This window comes from Streptomyces sp. NPDC048420 (assembly GCF_040651535.1).
Taxonomy (GTDB): domain Bacteria; phylum Actinomycetota; class Actinomycetes; order Streptomycetales; family Streptomycetaceae; genus Streptomyces.
Genome location: NZ_JBEZKG010000018.1, coordinates 197,051 through 218,642, shown reverse-complemented (window position 1 = coordinate 218,642; position 21,592 = coordinate 197,051). Strand labels below are relative to the sequence as shown.

Below are 21,592 nucleotides of genomic sequence, written 5' to 3'. Positions count from 1 at the left end.
GCGACCCGGGAGCCATGTCCCATGGCGTGGCCGACGCGCGGTTACCGGAACTCGTCGAGCAAGGTCGCTTACACCACGAAGAGGGACACGACCCGAGTCTCAGCAGCCCACGGTCTGGGCAAGTGCGTCGGCGTCGATGCGGGCGCAGTCCACGTACGGCCGTTCCCACGGGTACCGCTTCGGGCCCAGCGGTCCGTCCGCACGCCGAGGAGTTCGAGCAGCAGGGGGTGGGCTGTCGATGATCCACTCGCCGACCGCCAGGAGGTCGGGGTGACCTCGACTCCGCTCTGGCCATAGGCCACGACCTGCTCGCCCCGAGCCCGCCCCTCGGCTCCGTCCGTGTCGTGCGGCAGCTCGACGCACCCTTCAGCCGGCCTGTGACGTCACGTGGTCGATCACCTTCTTGAAGTCCTCGGTCGGGGAGAACTCCACGAGCTCGCAGTCCTCCAGGGCCACCGGGACGTGGCCGGGCGACCAGTAGTAGGCCTGACCTGCCTCGTACTGTTCCTCGCCGCTGCCCGTGAGCATCTTCAGCCGGCCCTTGAGCAGATAGCCCCAGTGCGGGCACTGGCAGGCGTCTCCGTCGAGGCCCTTGAGGGCCGGGCCCATGTCCGTGCCCTCCGGCAGGCTGATCCAGCCCACCGACATGCCGCCTCCGATGGGCTTCGTGCGCAGTTCCACGCCGTCGCCTTCGAGCGCAACGGGTATGTCGTTGCGAGCCGCCGCTGTCATGACTCCTCCGCTCCGGCCCGTCAGGGCCTTAGGAAACGACCCCCCGCTCCTTCCAGCCTGATCCACTCCCGCGCGGCCCGCGACATCACGATCGGGTATCGAGATCCGGCCAAGGGCTTGATTCCACCCCGTGTAATCGATTCCAATCCTCCTGCACGAAGTCGTGTAATCGATTCCACGAGGAGGTGGGAGCGGCGATGGCGAGCATCAAGGACGTCGCTGCCGAGGCGGGAGTGTCCGTCGCCACGGTGTCGCGGGTCCTGAACGACCATCCGTCGGTCAGCGCGGACGCACGCACGCGTGTGCTGGCCGCCGTCGAGGCGCTGGGCTACCGCCCGAACGCCGTCGCCCGATCCCTGCGCACCGACCAGACCCACACCCTCGGCCTGGTCATCAGCGACGTGATGAACCCCTACTTCACCGAGCTGGCCCGCTCCGTCGAGGAGGAGGCCCGCGCGCTGGGCTACAGCGTGATCATCGGCAACGCCGACGAGCGGCCCGACCTCCAGGACCACCACGTACGGAACCTCCTGGACCGCCGTATCGACGGGCTCCTGGTCTCCCCCACCGACGGCGGCTCCCCGCTGATGCTGGACGCCGTGCGCGCGGGGACGCCGATGGTCTTCGTGGACCGGTGGATCCCGGGTGTGGACGTGCCGGTGGTCCGGGCCGACGGGCGGGCCGCGGTGCGCGATCTCGTCGCGCATCTGCACGGGCTCGGGCATCGCAGGCTCGCCATCATCGCGGGCCCGGCGGCCACCACGACCGGCCAGGAGCGGGTGGATGCCTTCAGGGAGGCCCTTCAGGTGTACGGCCTCGATCTACCCGACGCCTACATCGGGCAGGGCGACTTCCAGGCCGAGAGCGGGCGGCGGGTCACCGAGGGCTTCCTCGACCTGCCCGAGCCGCCCGAGGTCGTCTTCGCGGCCGACAACCTGATGGCGCTCGGCGCCCTGGACGCCGTACGCGCGCGTGGCCTGCGCGTGCCCGACGACCTCGCGCTCGCCGCGTTCGACGACATCCCGTGGTTCGTGCACACCGATCCGCCGATCACCGCGATCGCCCAGCCCACGGGCGAGCTGGGGCGGGCCGCCGTACGCGCGCTCGTCGACCGCATCGAGGGGCGGCCACCCGAGACCGTCACCCTCTCCGCCCGTCTCGTCGTCCGCCGATCGTGCGGCGAGGACCCCACCCCTGTGCAAAGGAGCACGTCGTGAGCAACGAGGACGAGTTGCTGCGCATCGAGGGCATCCGCAAGACCTTCCCCGGCGTGGTCGCGCTCGACGGCGTCGACTTCGACCTGCGCCGGGGCGAGGTGCACGTGCTGCTCGGCGAGAACGGCGCCGGCAAGAGCACGCTGATCAAGATGCTGTCGGGCGCCTACCACCCCGACGAGGGCCGGGTTCTGGTGGACGGTGAGGAGGTGCACATCCGCGGGGCGCAGGACGCCGAGCGGCTGGGCATCGCCACCATCTACCAGGAGTTCAACCTCGTCCCCGACCTGACGGTCGCCGAGAACATCTTCCTGGGCCGCCAGCCGCGCCGCCTCGGGATGATCGACCGCAAGACCATGGAGGCCGACGCCGAGGTGCTGCTGAAGCGCGTCGGCGTCAATGTCTCGCCACGCGCGCGTGTGCGGGAACTCGGTATCGCCCGGCTCCAGATGGTCGAGATCGCCAAGGCGCTCAGCCTGAACGCCCGTGTCCTGATCATGGACGAGCCGACCGCCGTGCTCACCTCCGAGGAGGTCGACAAGCTCTTCGCGATCGTGCGCACCCTGCGCGAGGACGGCGTGGGCATCGTCTTCATCACGCACCACCTGGAGGAGATCGCGGCCCTGGGCGACCGGGTCACGGTCATCCGGGACGGGAAGTCCGTCGGACAGGTGCCCGCCGCCACGCCCGAGGACGAGCTCGTACGGCTGATGGTGGGGCGGTCGATCGAGCAGCAGTACCCGCGGGAGCGCGGCGACACCGGAGCGGCCCTGCTGAAGGTCGAAGGGCTCACCCGCGACGGCGTCTTCCACGACATCACCTTCGAGGTGCACGCCGGAGAGGTGGTCGGCATCGCCGGCCTTGTCGGAGCCGGCCGTACCGAGGTGGTGCGGGCCGTGTTCGGCGCGGACCCGTACGACAAGGGGGCCGTGAAGGTCGCCGGGGCCCCTCTCAAGGGGCATGACGTGGGCGCCGCCATGGCCGCCGGGATCGGGCTGATCCCCGAGGACCGCAAGGGCCAGGGACTGGTGCTCGACCAGTCGGTCGAGGAGAACCTCGGCCTGGTGACCATGCGGGCCGCCACGCGCGCGGGGCTCGTCGACCTCAAGGGGCAGCGGGAGGCGGCCGCGCGGATCGCCGAGCAGCTCGGCGTGCGGATGGCGGGCCTGCACCAGCACGTCCGCACGCTCTCCGGCGGCAACCAGCAGAAGGTCGTCATCGGCAAGTGGCTGCTCGCCGACACCAAGGTGCTGATCCTCGACGAGCCCACGCGCGGGATCGACGTCGGCGCCAAGGTCGAGATCTACCAGCTCGTCAACGAGCTGACCTCCCAAGGCGCCGCCGTCCTCATGATCTCCAGCGATCTGCCCGAGGTGCTCGGCATGAGCGACCGGGTGCTGGTGATGGCCCAGGGCCGGATCGCCGGCGAACTCGACGCCGACGAGGACACGCAGGACTCCGTGATGGCACTCGCCGTCAGCACGAACACCGTCAAGACCGAGAAGGAGGCCCCTCGTGGCCACTGACACGCTCAGGAGCGGGGCGGGCGCGGGTGGTCTGCGCCGTCTCCTGCTCGACAACGGCGCGCTCACCGCGCTGATCGTCCTCGTCGTCGCCATGTCGGCGCTGTCCGGCGACTTCCTCACCACCGACAACCTGCTCAACGTCGGTGTCCAGGCGGCCGTGACCGCCATCCTCGCCTTCGGTGTGACCTTCGTGATCGTCTCGGCGGGCATCGACCTGTCGGTCGGCTCGGTGGCGGCCCTGTCGGCCACCGTCCTCGCCTGGAGCGCGACCTCGCACGGCGTGCCGGTCTTCCTGGCCGTGATCCTGGCGGTCGTCACCGGCATAGCGGCCGGACTCGTCAACGGCTTCCTCATCGCGTACGGCAAACTCCCGCCGTTCATCGCCACGCTGGCGATGCTGTCGGTGGCCCGCGGTCTGTCGCTGGTGATCTCCGAGGGCTCCCCGATCGCCTTCCCCGACTCGGTCTCGCACCTCGGTGACACGCTCGGCGGCTGGCTGCCGGTGCCCGTGCTCGTCATGGTCGTCATGGGGCTCCTCGCGGCCTTCGTGCTGGGACGGACGTACATCGGCCGCTCCATGTACGCGATCGGCGGCAACGAGGAGGCGGCCCGCCTCTCCGGTCTGCGCGTGAAGAAGCAGAAGCTCGCCATCTACGCGCTCTCCGGCGTCTTCGCCGCCGTCGCGGGTGTCGTGCTGGCCTCCCGGCTGTCCTCCGCGCAGCCGCAGGCCGCCGACGGCTACGAGCTGGACGCGATCGCCGCCGTCGTCATCGGCGGTGCCTCGCTGGCCGGTGGCACCGGCAAGGCGTCCGGGACGCTGATCGGCGCGCTGATCCTGGCGGTGCTCAGGAACGGCCTCAACCTGCTGAACGTGTCCGCGTTCTGGCAGCAGGTCGTCATCGGTGTGGTCATCGCGCTGGCGGTGCTGCTGGACACCGTGCGCCGCAAGGCGGGGGCGACCCCGGTGACTTCGGGGTCCGCACCGGGCGGCAAGGGACGCCAGACGGCGACGTACGGTCTCGCGGCCGTCGTCACCGTGGCGATCGTCGGCGCGACCTCCTTCCTGCACGACGACACGTCCTCGACGGCCAACCCCAAGGTCGGCCTGTCGCTGTCGACCCTCAACAACCCCTTCTTCGTGCAGATCCGGGCGGGGGCCCAGGCCGAGGCGAAGAAGCTGGGCGTGGACCTGACCGTCACGGACGCCCAGAACGACGCCTCCCAGCAGGCCAACCAGCTGCAGAACTTCACCAGTTCGAGCCTCGGCGCGATCATCGTCAACCCGGTGGACTCGGACGCGGCGAGCAACTCCGTGAAGGCCGCCGACAAGGCGAAGATCCCGGTCATCGCGGTGGACCGGGGCGTCAACAAGGCCTCGGTGGACGCGCTGGTCGCCTCCGACAACGTCGCCGGCGGTGAGCTCGCCGCCAAGACCATCGGCGAGAAGCTCGGCGGCAAGGGCAAGATCGTGATCCTCCAGGGCCAGGCGGGCACGTCGGCCGCCCGGGAACGCGCGCAGGGTTTCGCCAACGGCCTCAAGGCGTACCCGGGCATCCAGGTCGTCGCGCAGCAACCCGCCGACTTCGACCGCACCAAGGGCCTCGACGTGATGTCGAACCTGCTCCAGGCCCACCCGGACGTCCAGGGTGTCATCGCCGCCAACGACGAGATGGCGCTCGGCGCGATCAAGGCGCTGGGTTCCAAGGCCGGCAAGTCGGTCTCGGTGGTCGGCTTCGACGGCACGCCGGACGGCCTGAACGCGGTGAAGAACGGCACGCTGTACGCGTCTGTGGCACAGCAGCCCTCCCAGTTGGGCAGGATCGCCGTGGACAACGCGCTGAAGGCCCTTGAGGGCAAGACGGTCGAGGAGACCATCAAGGTGCCGGTGAAGGTGGTCACGAAGGAGAACGTGGCCGGGTTCACCGGCTGACGGTCCAACTCACCCCACAGGGAGTCAACTTCATGTACGACTACGACCTGCTGGTCGTGGGATCCGCCAACGCCGACCTCGTGGTCGGCGTCGAGCGGCGGCCCGGTCCCGGCGAGACGGTGCTCGGCTCCGACCTGGCCGTCCATCCGGGCGGCAAGGGCGCCAACCAGGCGGTCGCGGCCGCCCGGCTGGGCGCGCGTACGGCGTTGCTGGCCCGCGTCGGTGACGACGGCCACGGCAGGCTGCTGCTCGACTCGCAGCGCACGGCCGGGGTCGACACGGTGGGCGTGCTGGTGGGCGGGGCGCCGACCGGGGTCGCGCTGATCACCGTGGACCCGTCGGGGGACAACAGCATCGTGGTGTCGCCGGGCGCGAACGGGCGGCTGACACCGGGGGACGTGCGGGCCGCGGCCAGCCTGTTCCACGCCTCCCGGGTGGTGTCGACCCAGCTGGAGATCCCGCTGGAGACGGTCGTGGAGGTCGTACGGAATCTTGCTCCCGGGAGCCGATTCGTGCTGAACCCCTCGCCGCCGCGGCCGTTGCCCACCGAGGTTCTGGCCGCCTGCGACCCGCTGATCGTCAACGAGCACGAGGCCAAGGTGATCCTCGGGGACGCGTGTGTGAGTGACGTGCCGGAGGACTGGGCGCGGCTGCTGCTCGCGAAGGGGCCGAGGTCGGTGGTCGTGACGCTGGGCGCGGAGGGATCGCTGGTGGCGTCCTCCCCCGGGGACGTGACCCGGGTGGCGTCGGTGAAGGTGGACGCGGTGGACACGACCGGGGCGGGTGACGCCTTCACGGCGGCGCTGGCGTTCCGGCTGGGGGCCGGCGCGTCCCTGGCGGAGGCGGCTTCGTACGCGTCCCGGGTCGGGGCGGTCGCGGTGACCCGGCAGGGTGCGCAGGACTCCTTCCCGACCGCGGAGGAGGTCGAGTCCCTGTGAAGAGGGCCGGGATACTGAACCGTCAGCTGTCCGGCGCGATCGCCGAGCTGGGCCACGGGGACGGGGTGCTTGTGTGTGACGCCGGCATGCCGATTCCCGACGGGCCGCGCGTGGTGGACCTGGCGTTCCGGGCCGGGGTGCCGTCGTTCGCGGAGGTCCTCGACGGGCTGCTCGCCGAGCTGGTCGTGGAGGGAGCGACGGCGGCGACGGAGGTACGGTCCTCGAACGCGGAGGCCTCGTCGCTGCTGGACGCCCGCTTCCCCGAGCTGGACCTGGTCTCCCACGACAAGCTCAAGGAGCTGTCGGCGGGCGCGCGGCTCGTCGTCCGCACGGGCGAGGCACGGCCGTATGCGAACGTGCTGCTCAGGTGCGGGGTGTTCTTCTAGGGCAGGCCGATCGCCGCTGTTCACGGCGCGGGGAAGACCATGCGCGGGTTGTGGCGCTTCTCCGCGCGGCGCAGCGCCGGGAGGGGGGTCGTGCGCAGTTCGCGGAACCTCGGCCGCCTGGTCGGTGAGCAAGCCCGTGCGCAGGCCAGCCGGACGGGTTCGCGGACGGCCGCCACCGGGCGCATGCCGTCGATGTGGACACGACCCAACTCCCTTTCCCTACCTGGGAGATCAAGAGGGTGGCACGGCCCTCACGGGTCTGGGTCACGGCCCCGGAGGTCTGTTCATCGCGGTCCTTGATGCCGTTGCCCGACCAGGCAGTCGTGCAGGTCCCGCAGGGCGTCGACCGTGCTGGATGCTTCGCGCGGGGAGGCGGGTTCGGAGAACCAGCGGCCCCGGAGCTCGGCGCGGTCCGGGGATCTCGGCGCTCGCTCCGGTGACGACGGCTGCCACCGCGGCTCCGACTGCCATCGTTGCCCTTCGTTGTCGCGCTGAGGCCTCCCTGCGTCCCGTGGCGTCCCGGCCGCTGGATCCGACTCCGATCCCTATGCGATCCGTCGCGTACGTACAGGGTCCGTCCGTGGCGTGCCGGATCAGCGATGCAGCCGCCGCCAGGTCCGAGCGCGACGGTCACTCGGTGGCAGCCTGCCGCCCGGAGGGGGGAGCTCCGGGCGGCAGATGCACACGGCGTAGGGGGCAAGGGGCCCCGCAACGCTCCGCAGAGGTGCGTCTCGAAGGCGGTCGTTCCCCCACGACAATTCATCGAACCGGTTCGATCACGCTAGCAGCAGGAAGCGGCCGGTAATACCCCCCGGCACGGATCTCCTCGGCCGCACGGCCGACCGTCAGGGCAGGGCCACGATGTCCACCGTCCACAGGTTCCGGCCTCCACCCCGTCGGTAAACGGGTTTGCACCCAGGCAAACCGGACAACGAACTCGGCACATCGACGTTTCCGGGCCGTTACGAGAATTTCGACAAGAGGCGTTGACACCCGCCCGGGTTACTCCTACCTTCACTTCACGCGAACCGGTTCGACGATCGGCATCTGGCTGATTTCGCACCCCAGAATCCTCGAACCGGTTCGACCCATGTCGGCAAGGGAGCCCCCGTGAACATCGGTGAGATCGCCAAGCAGGCCGGTGTCTCGCGGAGCACCGTGTCGTACGCCCTGAGCGGGAAGCGGCCCGTGTCCGAGGAGACCCGCGACAAGATCCAGCGGGTCATCGACGAGCTGGGCTACCAGCCCAACGCGAGTGCGCGGGCCCTGGCCAACGGCCGGACCAACACCATCGGTCTGGTCTTCCCGCCGGCCGGGAACCACTACACCGGCATGCAGCTGGACTTCATCGGCAGCGTCACCGAGGCCGCCGCGGCCTACGACTACGACGTGCTGCTCTCTCCCAGCGGTGTGGACAGCGACCGCTCGTTCCAGCGGCTGCTGGGCGAGCGGCGGGTCGACGGCGCGATCCTGATGGAGATCCGGCTGGAGGACGACCGCCTCGACCACCTCACCGCGGTGGATTTCCCCTCGGTCGCCATCGGACGCACCGCCCACCCGGAGGGCAGCTGGTGGGTGGGACTGGATCACACGGCGCTCGCGGCGGCCTGCGTCCATCACCTCGCGGACCTCGGCCACCGCCGAGTCGCCTTCGTCAACCGGCCCGAACAACTCCTGAGGGCGGGCTACGAGTCGGCCCACCGAGGTCTGGACGGCTTCACCAAGGCCGCGGCAGAACGCGGGCTCACCGTCCGGACGTACTGCTGCGGGGACGACGCCGCCTCGGGCCTCGCCTGTCTGGAGCGGATCCTGCACGACGACCCGGCCACCACGGCCCTGGTCACGCTGAACGAGGCCGCGCTCGGCGGTCTCTACCGCGGCCTGGCCCAGGCCGGTCGCCATGTGCCGCGCGACTTCTCCGTCACCGGGGTGGTGGCCGGCCGGTGGGCGGAGACGGTGACCCCGCAACTCACCGCTGCGGACGTGCCGGCGGAACAGATGGGCCGCCTCGCCGTCGACCTGTTGGTCAAGCGTCTCGACGACCCCGACGCACCGGCCCGGCACCACCTGCTCGCACCGCCGATCTCCTTGCGAGCGAGCACCGCACCTGCCGGCACCACGCCGGCCGACCCCGCTCCTGGCTTCGGCACCCCCATCCGCCCCTGACCATCGCCCGCGCCCACCACTTCACCCTCCGCACCCCATACCGGCCGGCTGAGCAACTCGCCGCCCGGGTTCGGCGAGCCCAGCGGCCCGCATTCACCCCTCCCAGGGCACACCTGTGCCGATCCCAGGGCACACCTGTGCCAGAACCCATGAGGAAGACACCATGAACCGATCTGCCAGACGGCGTCTGACCGCCGCAGTCCTGACCGTCGTCGCCGTCACCGCCGGCGCCACCGCCTGTTCGTCGAGTTCCGGCAGTTCCTCGGCGAAGGGCGCGGACAGCAAGACGTACACCGTCTGGGACCCGTACCCGCAGTTCGCCAAGGGCTCGGCCTGGACGAACCTGCTGGACAAGTGCGGCACCGAGGCGGGCGTGAAGATCAAGCGGACCGGCTTCGACACCAGCGACCTGACGAACAAGGCGCTGCTGGCGGCGCAGCAGGGCAACTCCGCGGACGTCCTCATCGTCGACAACCCGGTCGTCTCGACCCTGGCCGAGGCGGGCGTGCTGACCACGACCGACGACAACAAGCTGGACACCTCCAAGGTGGATCCCAACCTCCTCGCGGCCGGCCAGTCGGGCGGGAAGACCTACGGCACGCCGATCGGCGCGAACACCCTCGCCCTCTACTACAACAAGGCGGTCCTGAAGAAGGCCGGGGTGGACATCGCCTCGGTGAAGGACTGGACGTCGCTGACCGCGGCGCTGGAGAAGGTCAAGAAGGCGGGCAAGAAGGGCATCACCTTCTCCGCGATCGGCACCGAGGAGGGCAGCTTCCAGTTCCTGCCCTGGTACTGGGGCTCGGGCGCCCAGCTGACCGCACTCGACTCCGGCCAGGCGGTCTCCGCTCTGTCGCTGTGGAAGAACTGGCTGGACAAGGGCTACGCCCCGAACTCGGTGATCAACAACACCCAGACGACCAGCTGGCAGGAGTTCGCGAGCGGCGACTACGCCTTCGCGGAGAACGGCACCTGGCAGCTGGCCAACGCCAAGAAGGCGGGCTTCGAGTACGGCGTGCTCCCGATACCCGGCGCCTCGGGAGGCAGCGCGGCCGCCCCGACGGGCGGTGAGTTCGTCACCCTCCCGGTGCAGGACGACACCGGCCGCTACGCCACCTCGCAGAAGCTCGTGTCCTGCCTGACCAACAGCCAGAACCTGCTCGACACCGACACCACGCTGTCCTACGTGGCCCCCACCAGCGAGGTCCAGGACAAGCAGGTGGCCGCGAACGCCGAGCTGAAGCCGTGGGTCGACGCGGTGAAGGCCGCCAAGGGGCGCACCAGTGACGACCTGGGCACCAAGTACCCCAAGATCTCCGAGCAGTTGTGGAAGGCGGTCCAGTCCGCGCTGAGCGGGTCCCAGTCGCCGAAGGACGCGCTCACGGCCGCCCAGTCCTCCGTCAAGTAACCAGTGCCAGAGGCCCGTTGATGAACCGCACGACACGAGCGCCGGATGCGCTGCCGGTCCGCGCCGGGAACGGGGCGGCGACCGCCGCCCCGCCCCCGGCCCGCACCACGGCCCGGCGTCGTCCCGCCTCCCCGCAGTGGGCTGCCTGGGCCTTCCTCGCCCCGGTGACCCTCTACCTCGCCCTCTTCTACGCCTATCCGCTCTACCGCAACCTCGACCTGAGCCTGCGCAACTACACCGTGCGCTCCTTCGTCCAGGGCAACGCCCCCTTCGCGGGCCTGGCGAACTACCGGAGGGTCTTCGAGGACCCGACCTTCACCCCCGCCCTGGTCCACACCGTGGTGTTCACCGCAGTGTGCCTGCTCTTCCAGTACGCCATCGGGCTGGCCCTCGCGGTCTTCTTCCACCAGAACTTCCGGCTCTCGGCCACCCTGCGGGCCCTGTTCCTGGTGCCCTGGCTGCTGCCGCTGATCGTGTCCGCGTCCACCTGGTCCTGGATGCTCAACAGCGACTCCGGCATCGTCAACGCCCTCCTGCACGCGGTCGGCGTCGGCCCGGTGAACTGGCTGACCTCACCGTCCTGGTCACTGACCTCGGTGATCATCGCGAACATCTGGATCGGCGTCCCCTTCAACCTGGTCGTCCTCTACAGCGGCCTGCAGTCCATCCCGACCTCGCTGTACGAGGCGGCCGCCCTGGACGGCGCGAACGCCTGGCGGCGCTTTTGGAGCGTCACCTTCCCGCTGCTGCGCCCGGTCTCCGCGATCACCCTGCTCCTCGGCCTCGTCTACACCCTCAAGGTCTTCGACATCATCTGGATCATGACCAAGGGCGGTCCGGCGGACTCCTCCACCACCTTCGCCACCTGGTCCTACCAGCTCGGCTTCGGCAACCTGCTGCCCGCCTTCGGCCCCGGCGCCGCCGTCGGCAACCTGCTGGTGGTCGCCGCCCTCGTCTTCGGCCTGATCTACCTGAAGGTCCAGCGAAAGCAGGCGCTGTCATGAGCAAAGGTCTGAAGACCGCCCTGGGTCTGCTGCTGACCGGGATCATGCTCTTCCCGGTCTACTGGATGATCAACGTGTCCTTCACCCGCGACCAGGACATGCGCAAGTCCCCGCCCGATCTGTTCCCCGCCCACGGCACCCTGGAGGGCTACCGGGCTGTCCTGGACCAGCAGCTGCCCTACCTCGGCACCAGCCTCGTCATCGGCCTCGGCACCGTCGTGCTGACCGTGGCCCTGGCCGCCCCGGCCGGCTACGCGCTGGCCAAACTGCGCCCGCGCGGCGGAGGCGTGCTCAGCTTCCTCCTGCTGGTCGCCCAGATGATCCCCGGCATCATCATGGCGATGGGCTTCTACGCCATCTACCTCCAGCTCGGCCTGCTCCAGTCCGTCCCCGGCCTGATCGTCGCCGACTCCACCCTGGCCGTGCCGTTCGCCGTCCTCATCTTCACCGCGTTCATGTCCGGCATCCCCGGCGAACTGCTCCAGGCCGCGCAGATGGACGGGGCACGGGCCCTGCGCACCTTCTGGTCCATCGTCCTGCCGATGAGCCGCAACTCGATCGTCACCGTGTCCCTGTTCGCGTTCCTGTGGTCCTGGTCCGACTTCATCTTCGCCAGCACCCTCGCGGGCGGCGGCGCCCACGAGCCGATCACCCTCGGCATCTACCACTACATCGGCAACAACAACCAGCAGTGGAACGCCATCATGGCCACCGCCGTCGTGGCCTCCCTGCCCGCCACGGTCATCCTCGTCCTCGCCCAGCGCTACGTCGCCGCCGGCGTGACCGCCGGCGCCGTCAAGGACTGACGTCCGCGGCGCGGCCCTTCCCCTGAAGATCTCCGACGATCCCCGCTCAAGAAACGAGTACCGCCACCATGACCGCCGCCCCGTCCGGCCCGGCCTTCTCCGTCCACGACATACCCTTCAGCACCCACGGGTCCTGGTTCGGCATCTCCCCCGTGGTGGCGGAGAAGACGTACGCGGAGGACCTCCACCTCGTCTCGCACCAGAACGGCATGCACGCCGTCCTGAGCCTGGTCCCCCTCGACGCGGCGACGGGCGACCGTGCCGAGACCCGCGTCAAGGCCACACCGGGCCTGCTGACGTGGACCGGCGCGGCCGGACGGGTCGACCTCGCCTACGAGACGCCGGACACCGTACGACTGCGCGGTGCGGATCTGTCGCTGCGCGTTTCCGCCGCGGCACCGGCGCTGACCCCGTTCAGCGGCACCTACTTCTACCGCGACCCGGTTGACGGAGCCCACACCTTCACCTCCTACGAGACCGGACGCCGCTACCGGATCACCGTGCTGTCCGGCACGGTCGCCGAGGTGTCCGGCTCCGAGGCCCTGGGCGCCGGGGACCGCGGTCTCACGGTCGCCGGCGAGGCCGACGGATCGTGGGAGGTCGCGGTCGAGGAGCTCGACAGTGCGCGTCGGCCCTACCGCACCTCGGCGTCGTTCGGCGAGGTCATGGAGGCCGCGCGGCGATCGTTCGCCGAGTTCGCCGACACGGTCGCCCCCTGGCGCTCGGACGACACTCCGGCGGCCGAACTCGCCGCCTACGTGGTGTGGTCGGCGACCGTGCGCCCGGCCGGCCTGGTCACCCGGCCCGGCGTGCTGATGTCCAAGCACTGGATGGACAAGGTCTGGAGCTGGGACCACTGCTTCAACGCCCTCGCGCTGGCCCCGGGAGTACCCGGCCTGGCCTGGGACCAGTTCTCGCTGCCCTTCGACCACCAGGACGAGAGCGGAGCCCTGCCCGACTCGGTCACGCACTCCGAGGTCCTCTACAACTTCGTCAAACCGCCCATCCACGGCTGGGCCCTGGGTCACCTGCGCACCCGGCTCACCGAACCTCTCGACCCGGCCCAACTGGCTCAGGCGTACGACAGGTTGACCCGCTGGACGGACTTCTGGCTCACCGCACGGCGCGCACCCGGCGCCGCCCTGCCCCACTACCAGCACGGCAACGACAGCGGCTGGGACAACGCCACCACCTTCGATCCCGGACGCCTCGCCGTCACCGCCGACCTCACCGCGACGCTGATCCTCCAGCTCGACGAACTGGCCCGGCTGGCCGGCGAACTCGGCTTCGCGGACGACGCCCGGCGCCGCACCGAGACAGCCGACGCCCTCCAGGCCGCCCTGCTGGACGAGCTGTGGGACGGCGAACGCTTCCTGAGCCGCCCGGCCCACGGCGGAGCCCTCTCCCCGAGCTCCAGCCTGCTCGACCTGATGCCGATCGTGCTCGGCGACCGCCTGCCCGCCAAGATCCACGACCGGCTGGCCGACCAGATCGAAGCCCACCTCACCGCGTACGGCCTGGCGACCGAACACCCCGGCTCCCCCCACTACGAGTCCGACGGCTACTGGCGCGGCCCGATCTGGGCCCCCGCCACCGTCCTCATCGAGGACGGCCTGCGCCGCGCCGGGCACGACCGGCTCGCGGACGAGATCAGCGCCCGCTTCCGCGCCCTGTGCGAAATCTCCGGCTTCGCCGAGAACTTCGACGCGCTGACCGGCGAGGGACTCCGCGACCGCGCCTACACCTGGACCGCGAGCAGCTATCTGCTGCTGGCCCGCGACCACCGACAGCGCCGTGCCGAGGCCGCGGCCGACACCACTGTCGCCTGACCGACGAGCGACAACCCATCCACACGTCCGGCACGGGGGCCGGCGCAACAACAACCCAGCCGCATCCCTGAAGGGACGTAAGGACATGCCACGAATCGGGCAAAGGCGCTCGACCACCAGACGCATTCTCCACGGCATCACCAGGACGCTGCTCCCGCTGACCGTCATAGCGGGCGTCACCACCGCGATGGCAACGCCGGCCTCCGCCGCCACCCCCACCCTCACCGTCGATCTCGGCACCACCACCGGGGCCTTCCGCGGCGGCGCCTCCGGGGCGCTGTACGGCCTGTACGGACCGGACGTACCGACGAACAACCTCATCGAGGGGATGGGGCTGCAGACCACCAACACCAAGTACCAGGACGGTCAGCAGCACCCCGGCTCGGACGCCCTGGAGATCGCCAAGCCCTTCACCGACAGCGGCGGCGGGGACATCTTCATCTACATGACGGACGTCTACCGGGCCAACTACGAGCGCGCGAGCTACGCGGCCTACCAGGCGACCATGAAGACCCAGGTCGAGCAGGCGATGGCCAGCCCCTACGCGAGCCACATCGTCTTCGTCCCCTACAACGAGCCCGACCTGAACTGGTTCAGCGGCATGCGCACCAACTCCACGGCGCTGGCCAACTTCAACGCCGAGTGGCGCCAGACCTACAACTTCATCAAGGGCATCTGGCCCCAGGCGCGGCTCGCCGGACCCAACACCTCCAGCTACACCTCCTCCTCCCTCAGCGGCTTCCTCACCTACTGCAAGGCCAACAACTGCCTGCCCGACGTGGTGACCTGGCACACCCTGGGCAGCCCGGCGGACGTCCGCAGCACCGTCGACTCCTACCGCGCGGCGGAGACCGCCGCCGGCATCACCTCCCCCATCACCGTCAACCTCAACGAGTACGCCCACCGCTACCACCTGACCGACCCCGGTCAGATGGTCCAGTGGATCTCGGCGATCGAGGACGAGAAGATCGACGGGAACCTGCCGTACTGGAACATCAACGGCAACCTCGGTGACTCCGCCGCCGCCCAGAACACGCCCAACGCCCAGTGGTGGCTGTACAACTGGTACAGCTCCATGAGCGGCAACACCGTCAAGGTCACGAGCTCGGGCGCCAACGCCGCGTACACCCTCCAGGGCCTGGCGAGCCTGGACACGGCCAAGAAGCAGGCGCGTGTCATCCTCGCCGGTGGCGGCACCAGCGGCGCCTCCAACACCGTGATCAAGAACATCGACCCCGCCGTCTTCGGCAGCACCGTGCACGTCAGCGTGTTCCAGGACCGCTACAGCGGCTACATCGGCGCGGCGGCCACCCCGACCCGGCTCTCCGACGCCGACGTCGCCGTGGACTCCGACGGTTCGATCACGGTCCCCATCACCCTGGACCGCATGTCCGCCTACGAGGTGATCGTCTCCCCGGGTGGCACGGGCAGCAGCACCGCCTCCGACAGCACCTGGACGGGTACGTACGAGGCCGAGAACGCCACGCTCAGCGGCAGCGGCTACAACATCAACACCGAGGGCACCACCGGCAACGTCGGCAAGTTCGCCACCTCCGGCACCAAGGACGTCGGAGGCCTGCGCACCGGCTCGACCACGGTGATCTCCTTCCCCGTCAACGTTCCCACCACCGGCGACTACGACCTGTCGGTGTTCGGCAACAGCTACGCCAAGGACGCCGACGTCAAGGGCCCGACGAACGTGTACATGCGGGTCGACGGCGGCGCCTCGACCAGGATGGACATCCCGGTGGGCTTCCAGTGGGTGGTGTGGGGGCACAGCGACACCACCGTGCACCTCACCGCGGGCAGCCACGCCATCACCCTGGCCACCACCGGCGACAACGGCGCGGCGACCGACGGTGACGCGATCATCGACAAGATCGACCTGCGGTACAAGGACGCCTCCGTGCAGGGCACCACGCTCTACGAGGCCGAGCAGGCGAACCTCTCGGACAGCGGCACCGCCACCTACACCTCCCAGGGCCAGTCCGGCGCCGGCGCGGTGAACCTCACCTCCGGCAAGTCCGCGACCTTCTGGGTCTACTCGGCGCGGGACGGATACGCCGACCTGACGGCCCGCTACCGCAACACCGGCCAGGCCGGCCTCACCGTCAACGGCAAGGCCGCCGACGACCAGACCCTCTCCGGCGCGACGACCGGCGCCTGGTCCACCTCGACCAACCGGGTGTACCTCAACGGCGGCATCAACAAGGTCAAGGTGACCGGCACCAGCGGCACCCTGTCCCTGGACGACCTGGCCGTCACCCCGTTCAGCGCCACCGACGCCGTCACCACCGGGAACGTCGTCACCTACCAGGCCGAGAACGGCACCCTCACCGGCACCGCGGCCACCGACACCACCTACAGCCAGGCCAACGGCGGCGTCGTCACCGGCATCGGCAACGGAACCGCCAACTCCCTCACCCTCAACGTCAACGCGCCCACGGCCGGCACCTACGCCATGACCATGCGCTACGCCAACGCCGAGGAACTGCCCTCCAACCACTACAACCCGGACCTGTACGCCGAGCACGCGGACGTCAGCGTCAACGGCGGCAGCGCCACCCGCGTCAACTTCGCCAGCACCCTGCACTGGAACCAGTTCAACGACTACACCGTCCCGGTGACCCTCGCGAAGGGCGCCAACAGCGTCAAGTTCACCGCCTCGCAGCTCTACAACTACGACGGCACCACCATCGGTCTCGTCTACTCCGGCGGCGGCAGCGACATCGGGCAGCCCATGCGCTCCAGCTCCGCACCCCACCTCGACCAGGTCTCCTTCGCCCCCGCGAGCCTGCACATCGGCGCCTCGACCGGCTTCTCCTCCACGGCCGTCGCCCAGCACAGCCAGCTCTGCCTCGAAGACCCCGCCCAGTCCACCGCCAACGGCACCCAGTACCAGCAGAACACCTGCGGCACCGGCCAGGAGCAGATCTTCGACTTCCACCCCGTCGCCGGCACGACCGACACCTACACCGTCGTCAACCACTCCAGCGGCAAGTGCCTGGACGTCTCGGCCTTGTCGACGGCCGACGGCGCCGCCGTCCAGCAGTGGACCTGCCTCAACGGCACCAACCAGCGCTTCACCCTCAGGCCGGTGACCGCGCTCGGCAACAGCCACGACTACCAGCTGGTCGCCGTGCACAGCGGCAAGTGCGTCGACGTCAGCACCATCTCCACCGCGCCCGGAGCCCTCGTCCACCAGTGGACCTGCGACACCGGGAGCACGCTGACCACCAAGAAGAACCAGATCTGGCGCCTGCTCGGCAAGAGCTGACCAGCGGCGGATCCACCACGCACACACTTCGAAGGGGCCCGGTCTGACGACCGGACCCCTTCGGCTTTTCCCTCCCCGTCAGAACCCCCGCGATCCCCCCGGATCCCCCTCCAAGAGTCCTGATGCCAAGTACGACCGGCGAGGTGGGAGAAGGGTTGTACGGGTCCACGGATTTTTTTGTCAGTGCCCGGCCCTAGGTTTCCTCCATGACTCCTGACGAGATGCGAGAGAGATTAGGGCCCTTCCGTGACAAGGCGCTCGCGCGCGGGATACCCGCCGAGGACGTGGAGCGGTGGATGGACACCGCCAGGCCCTGCGCGACGCTGGCCGAGGACGGGGACGGGCCGGTGGTGGGGCGGTTCGGAGGGCCGTTGATGCTTCCGGTCGGGACACCGCACCCCTTCCACCCCTTCGTCGCGTCCATCGACCTCGCGGCCCTGCCCGCCGGTGCGACGGATCTTCCGCTGCCGCCCGACGGCCACCTGCTGCTGTTCGCCTATCCCGAGAACTTCGGCGACGGGGACAACATGGGGAGCGTGGTGTACGTCCCCGCGGGGACCGCCGTGGAGGAGCGGGACAAGGAGGGATGGGCCTGGTTCGAGCAGGACGACGAGTACCAGGAGGTCTTCGCGCAGTTCCCGCAGGAGCAGCTCCGGGCGACGGTCGACGTCTCGCTGCCGTACCACCACTGGGTCGAGACACCCGAGGCGCCTTACTCCGAGCCCCTCCCCGGGCATCCGCGCTCCGAGGAACTGGCCGCGGTGTGGCACGAGACCCACGGCGAGATCGTCTCTCCGGGGCGGCTCCAGCTCGGTGGGTACGCCGACGAGGAGGCCATCGACACGGACCCCGTCGGGCGGGCCGTGTCGTACGCGGTCAGTGAGGCGGAAGCGGGACGCTGGGGCGGGGGCGAGCCGGTGTCGGCCGACGTCGCGGACTGGGTGCTGCTCGCCGACTGGACTCCGTGGATCGACGGGCTGGAGGGCGCCACCGTCCACTGGGCCGTCCAGCGCGCGGACCTGGCCACGCGGCGCTTCGACCGCGCTTTCACGACGGTGTTCTGGAATCCGTAGGGGCTCACGGTCCCCACCCAGGGCCCGGCGGGGTGGGGACCGAACAGACCGTCACAGGGTGTGCGCCACGAACCGTTCCGCCGTCTCCGCGAGGACCTCACGGCCGTCCCGGGCCCACAGCGCGTCGTTGAACAGCTCGACCTCGATGGCGCCGGTGTAGCCGGCCGCCTCGACGTACCGCTGCCACTCGCGCATGTCGATCGAGCCGTCGCCGATCTGCCCGCGGCCGTTGAGGACGCCCTCGGGCAGCGGGGTCGTCCAGTCCGCGAGCTGGAAGGTGTGGATACGGCCGCCCGCGCCCGCCCGGGCGATCTGCGCGGGCGCGTTGTCGTCCCACCAGATGTGGTACGTGTCCACCGTGACGCCGACCTGCCGGGCGGGGAAGCGCTCCGCCAGGTCGAGGGCCTGGGTGAGCGTCGAGACCACACAGCGGTCGGAGGCGTACATGGGGTGCAGCGGCTCGATCGCCAGCTTCACGCCGTGCTCCTCGGCGTACGGGCCCAGGACCGCCAGGGCGTCCGCGATGCGTTCGCGGGCGCCGTGCAGGTCCTTCGAGCCGGCCGGGAGACCGCCGGAGACCAGCACCAGCGTGTCGGTGCCGAGGGTGGCCGCCTCGTCGACCGCGCGCCGGTTGTCGTCCAGCGCGGCGGCCCGCTCGTCCGGGTCGATCGCCGTGAAGAAGCCGCCACGGCACAGGGTGGTGACCGTCAGGCCCGCGTCGCGGACCAGCTTGGCCGTCGCCTCCAGGCCGTACGTCTGGACGGGCTCGCGCCACAGGCCGACGTTGATGACGCCCAACTGGCCGCAGGCTTCGACCAGTTCCGGCAGCGACAGCTGCTTGACCGTCATCTGGTTGATGGAGAAGCGGGACAGGTCGGTCACTGGGTCACCCCGTACAGGGACAGCAGGTTCTTCATGCGCTCCTCGGCCAGCTTCGGGTCCGGGAACAGGCCCAGGCCGTCGGCGAGTTCGTAGGCGCGCGCGAAGTGCGGGAGAGAGCGGGCCGACTGGAGGCCGCCGACCATGGTGAAGTGCGACTGGTGACCGGCCAGCCAGGCGAGGAAGACCACGCCCGTCTTGTAGAAGCGGGTGGGTGCCTGGAAGAGATGGCGGGACAGCTCGACGGTGGGGTCGAGGAGTTCGCGGAAGCCCTTGGCGTCACCGGTGTCCAGCACCCGGACCGCCTCGGCGGCCAGCGGGCCCAGCGGGTCGAAGATGCCGAGCAGGGCGTGGGAGAAGCCCTGGTCGTCGCCCGCGATCAGCTCGGGGTAGTTGAAGTCGTCGCCGGTGTAGCAGCGGACGCCCTGCGGGAGGCGGCGGCGGATGTCGATCTCGCGTTGCGCCTCCAGGAGCGAGACCTTGATGCCGTCGACCTTGTCGGGGTGGGCCGCGATGACCTGGAGGAAGGTGTCGGTCGCCGCGTCCAGGTCGGACGAGCCCCAGTAGCCCTCAAGCGCCGGGTCGAACATCGGGCCGAGCCAGTGCAGGACGACCGGCTCGGTGGCCTGGCGGAGCAGGTGGCCGTAGACCTCCAGATAGTCCTCGGGGCCCTTGGCGGCCGCCGCGAGGGCCCGGGAGGCCATCAGGATGGCCTGGGCGCCGGACTCCTCGACGAGCGCGAGCTGCTCCTCGTACGCGGCCCGGACCTCGTCCAGGGTCGCGGGGCCGGTGAGCTGGTCGGTGCCGACTCCGCAGGCGATGAGACCGCCGACCGACTTGGCCTCGGCGGCGCTGCGGCGGATGAGCTCGGCCGCGCCCGCCCAGTCCAGGCCCATCCCGCGCTGGGCGGTGTCCATCGCCTCGGCGACCCCGAGCCCGTGCGACCACAGGTGGCGGCGGAAGGCGAGGGTGGCGTCCCAGTCGACGGCGGCGGGCGAGTCGGGGGTCGTGTCGGCGAACGGGTCGGCGACGACGTGCGCCGCCGAGAAGACCGTACGGGAGGTGAAGGGGGTGCCGGGGGTGGCGGCGATGGGCTCCTTGCGGGGCTCGTACGCCTTGAATCCCCCGTCACCCGTGGGGAGTTGGATCGTCACAGCGAGATCTCCGGTACGTCGAGACGGCGGCCCTCCGCCGAGGACTTCAGGCCCAGTTCGGCGAGCTGGACACCGCGGGCGCCGGCGAGGAGGTCCCACTGGTAGGGGGCGTCGGCGTAGACGTGCTTGAGGAAGAGCTCCCACTGGGCCTTGAAGCCGTTGTCGAACTCGGCGTTGTCCGGGACCTCCTGCCACTGGTCACGGAAGGACTCGGTGGCCGGGATGTCAGGGTTCCAGACCGGCTTGGGGGTGGCGGAGCGGTGCTGGACGCGGCAGTTGCGCAGACCGGCGACCGCGGAGCCCTCGGTGCCGTCGACCTGGAACTCGACGAGTTCGTCGCGGTTGACGCGGACGGTCCAGGAGGAGTTGAACTGGGCGATCGCGCCGCCCTCCAGCTCGAAGATGCCGTACGCGGCGTCGTCGGCGGTGGCGTCGTAGGGCTTGTCGTTCTCGTCCCAGCGCTGGGGGATGTGGGTGGCGGTGAGGGCCTGGACGGACTTCACGCGGCCGAAGAGCTCGTGGAGCACGTACTCCCAGTGCGGGAACATGTCGACAACGATGCCACCGCCGTCCTCGGCCCGGTAGTTCCAGCTCGGACGCTGGGCCTGCTGCCAGTCGCCCTCGAAGACCCAGTAGCCGAACTCGCCGCGGATCGAGAGGATCCGGCCGAAGAAGCCACCGTCGATGAGGCGCTTCAGCTTGAGCAGACCCGGCAGGAAGAGCTTGTCCTGGACGACGCCGTGCTTGATGCCCTTCGCCTCGGCGAGGCGGGCCAGCTCCAGGGCGCCGTCGAGGCCGGTGGCGGTGGGCTTCTCGGTGTAGATGTGCTTGCCGGCGGCGATCGCCTTCTTGATGGACTCCTCGCGGGCGGAGGTCACCTGGGCGTCGAAGTAGATCTCGACGGTCGGGTCGGCGAGGACCGCGTCCACGTCGGTGGAGACGTTCGCCGGGTCCAGGCCGTGCTGCTCGGCGAGGGCCTTCAGCGCGTGCTCACGGCGGCCCACGAGGATCGGCTCGGGCCACAGCACGTTGCCGTCACCGAGGTCGAGGCCGCCCTGCTCACGGATGGCGAGGATCGAACGGACGAGGTGCTGGCGGTAGCCCATGCGCCCCGTCACACCGTTCATGGCGATACGCACCGTCTTGCGTGTCACGTCATTCCCTTCATAGGAGTCGTACGCGGTTGTGCGCGCCGCGCACGCTCCACTGATGAGCGTTACAGCAAGCGCTTTCTATGCAAGAAGAAGCTAGCCTCTGACCACCGGTCTGG

17 protein-coding genes are annotated in these 21,592 nt (G+C 70.0%); 12 read left to right on the top strand and 5 right to left on the bottom strand.

What is annotated here, in order from left to right; translation table 11 throughout:
* Positions 1-366 precede the first annotated feature (366 nt).
* Positions 367-732: a hypothetical protein gene (locus AB0D34_RS32075; protein ID WP_362667853.1), complete on the bottom strand. Its 366-nt coding sequence runs from the start codon at positions 730-732 to the stop codon at positions 367-369.
* 197 nt (positions 733-929) lie between these two features.
* Here AB0D34_RS32075 and AB0D34_RS32070 point away from each other — a divergent pair, with 197 nt between their 5' ends.
* The 5 genes from AB0D34_RS32070 to rbsD are packed head-to-tail and all read left to right on the top strand — an operon-like array spanning position 930 to position 6,726.
* Positions 930-1,949: a LacI family DNA-binding transcriptional regulator gene (locus tag AB0D34_RS32070; protein WP_362667850.1), complete on the top strand. Its 1,020-nt coding sequence runs from the start codon at positions 930-932 to the stop codon at positions 1,947-1,949.
* Positions 1,946-3,472 carry a sugar ABC transporter ATP-binding protein gene (locus AB0D34_RS32065; RefSeq protein ID WP_362667848.1) on the top strand — a complete coding sequence of 509 codons (1,527 nt, stop codon included), beginning with the start codon at positions 1,946-1,948 and terminating at the stop codon, positions 3,470-3,472. Before AB0D34_RS32070 ends, AB0D34_RS32065 begins: the two co-directional genes overlap by 4 nt.
* Entirely contained in the window at positions 3,462-5,402 is a 1,941-nt protein-coding gene (locus AB0D34_RS32060) for a substrate-binding domain-containing protein (protein WP_362667845.1), read from the top strand. The genes AB0D34_RS32065 and AB0D34_RS32060 overlap by 11 nt, the downstream gene beginning before the upstream one ends.
* A 32-nt stretch (positions 5,403-5,434) precedes the next feature.
* Entirely contained in the window at positions 5,435-6,340 is a 906-nt protein-coding gene (locus tag AB0D34_RS32055; RefSeq protein ID WP_362667842.1) for a ribokinase, read from the top strand.
* Positions 6,337-6,726, top strand: a complete 390-nt coding sequence (gene rbsD, locus AB0D34_RS32050) for a D-ribose pyranase (protein ID WP_362667839.1) — start codon at positions 6,337-6,339, stop codon at positions 6,724-6,726. The genes AB0D34_RS32055 and rbsD overlap by 4 nt, the downstream gene beginning before the upstream one ends.
* 20 nt (positions 6,727-6,746) lie before the next feature.
* Here rbsD and AB0D34_RS32045 read toward each other — a convergent pair whose 3' ends face one another.
* A complete protein-coding gene (locus tag AB0D34_RS32045; RefSeq protein WP_362667836.1) occupies positions 6,747-6,935 on the bottom strand; it encodes a hypothetical protein in 189 nt (62 codons plus the stop codon).
* 901 nt (positions 6,936-7,836) lie between these two features.
* Here AB0D34_RS32045 and AB0D34_RS32040 point away from each other — a divergent pair.
* The 7 genes from AB0D34_RS32040 (at position 7,837) to AB0D34_RS32010 (ending at position 18,289) form a co-directional block, all read left to right on the top strand.
* Positions 7,837-8,892: a LacI family DNA-binding transcriptional regulator gene (locus AB0D34_RS32040; RefSeq protein WP_362667834.1), complete on the top strand. Its 1,056-nt coding sequence runs from the start codon at positions 7,837-7,839 to the stop codon at positions 8,890-8,892.
* A 163-nt stretch (positions 8,893-9,055) separates the two neighbouring features.
* Positions 9,056-10,300 carry an extracellular solute-binding protein gene (locus AB0D34_RS32035; RefSeq protein WP_362667832.1) on the top strand — a complete coding sequence of 415 codons (1,245 nt, stop codon included), beginning with the start codon at positions 9,056-9,058 and terminating at the stop codon, positions 10,298-10,300.
* 20 nt (positions 10,301-10,320) lie between these two features.
* Positions 10,321-11,304 carry a sugar ABC transporter permease gene (locus AB0D34_RS32030; RefSeq protein ID WP_362667830.1) on the top strand — a complete coding sequence of 328 codons (984 nt, stop codon included), beginning with the start codon at positions 10,321-10,323 and terminating at the stop codon, positions 11,302-11,304.
* The gene (locus tag AB0D34_RS32025) at positions 11,301-12,110 is read left to right on the top strand and encodes a carbohydrate ABC transporter permease (protein ID WP_362667827.1); all 810 of its coding nucleotides are present in this window, start codon (positions 11,301-11,303) and stop codon (positions 12,108-12,110) included. The genes AB0D34_RS32030 and AB0D34_RS32025 overlap by 4 nt, the downstream gene beginning before the upstream one ends.
* Before the next feature lie 68 nt (positions 12,111-12,178).
* Positions 12,179-13,939, top strand: a complete 1,761-nt coding sequence (locus AB0D34_RS32020) for a glycogen debranching protein (RefSeq protein WP_362667825.1) — start codon at positions 12,179-12,181, stop codon at positions 13,937-13,939.
* 85 nt (positions 13,940-14,024) lie between these two features.
* Positions 14,025-17,216, top strand: a complete 3,192-nt coding sequence (locus AB0D34_RS32015; RefSeq protein WP_362667823.1) for an RICIN domain-containing protein — start codon at positions 14,025-14,027, stop codon at positions 17,214-17,216.
* Between the two features lie 206 nt (positions 17,217-17,422).
* The gene (locus AB0D34_RS32010) at positions 17,423-18,289 is read left to right on the top strand and encodes a DUF1963 domain-containing protein (RefSeq protein WP_362667820.1); all 867 of its coding nucleotides are present in this window, start codon (positions 17,423-17,425) and stop codon (positions 18,287-18,289) included.
* A 51-nt stretch (positions 18,290-18,340) separates the two neighbouring features.
* Here the strand turns inward: AB0D34_RS32010 and AB0D34_RS32005 are convergent, their stop codons facing one another.
* From AB0D34_RS32005 to AB0D34_RS31995, 3 genes are read right to left on the bottom strand one after another with little or no spacing between them, the layout of a single operon-like run.
* The gene (locus AB0D34_RS32005; protein ID WP_362667818.1) at positions 18,341-19,171 is read right to left on the bottom strand and encodes a sugar phosphate isomerase/epimerase family protein; all 831 of its coding nucleotides are present in this window, start codon (positions 19,169-19,171) and stop codon (positions 18,341-18,343) included.
* Entirely contained in the window at positions 19,168-20,322 is a 1,155-nt protein-coding gene (locus tag AB0D34_RS32000) for a dihydrodipicolinate synthase family protein (protein ID WP_362667816.1), read from the bottom strand. Before AB0D34_RS32000 ends, AB0D34_RS32005 begins: the two co-directional genes overlap by 4 nt.
* The gene (locus tag AB0D34_RS31995; RefSeq protein WP_362667813.1) at positions 20,319-21,476 is read right to left on the bottom strand and encodes a Gfo/Idh/MocA family oxidoreductase; all 1,158 of its coding nucleotides are present in this window, start codon (positions 21,474-21,476) and stop codon (positions 20,319-20,321) included. The genes AB0D34_RS32000 and AB0D34_RS31995 overlap by 4 nt, the downstream gene beginning before the upstream one ends.
* Between the last annotated feature and the right edge of the window lie 116 nt (positions 21,477-21,592).

Excerpts from the sequence above, each read along its gene's own strand:
- AB0D34_RS32015 (WP_362667823.1), top strand. The coding sequence starts at position 14,025 with ATGCCACGAATCGGGCAAAGGCGCTCGACCACCAGACGCATTCTCCAC.
- AB0D34_RS32035 (WP_362667832.1), top strand. The coding sequence starts at position 9,056 with ATGAACCGATCTGCCAGACGGCGTCTGACCGCCGCAGTCCTGACCGTC.
- AB0D34_RS32070 (WP_362667850.1), top strand. The coding sequence starts at position 930 with ATGGCGAGCATCAAGGACGTCGCTGCCGAGGCGGGAGTGTCCGTCGCC.
- AB0D34_RS32055 (WP_362667842.1), top strand. The coding sequence starts at position 5,435 with ATGTACGACTACGACCTGCTGGTCGTGGGATCCGCCAACGCCGACCTC.
- AB0D34_RS32020 (WP_362667825.1), top strand. The coding sequence starts at position 12,179 with ATGACCGCCGCCCCGTCCGGCCCGGCCTTCTCCGTCCACGACATACCC.
- AB0D34_RS32075 (WP_362667853.1), bottom strand. The coding sequence starts at position 732 with ATGACAGCGGCGGCTCGCAACGACATACCCGTTGCGCTCGAAGGCGAC.
- AB0D34_RS32025 (WP_362667827.1), top strand. The coding sequence starts at position 11,301 with ATGAGCAAAGGTCTGAAGACCGCCCTGGGTCTGCTGCTGACCGGGATC.
- AB0D34_RS32010 (WP_362667820.1), top strand. The coding sequence starts at position 17,423 with ATGACTCCTGACGAGATGCGAGAGAGATTAGGGCCCTTCCGTGACAAG.
- AB0D34_RS32030 (WP_362667830.1), top strand. The coding sequence starts at position 10,321 with ATGAACCGCACGACACGAGCGCCGGATGCGCTGCCGGTCCGCGCCGGG.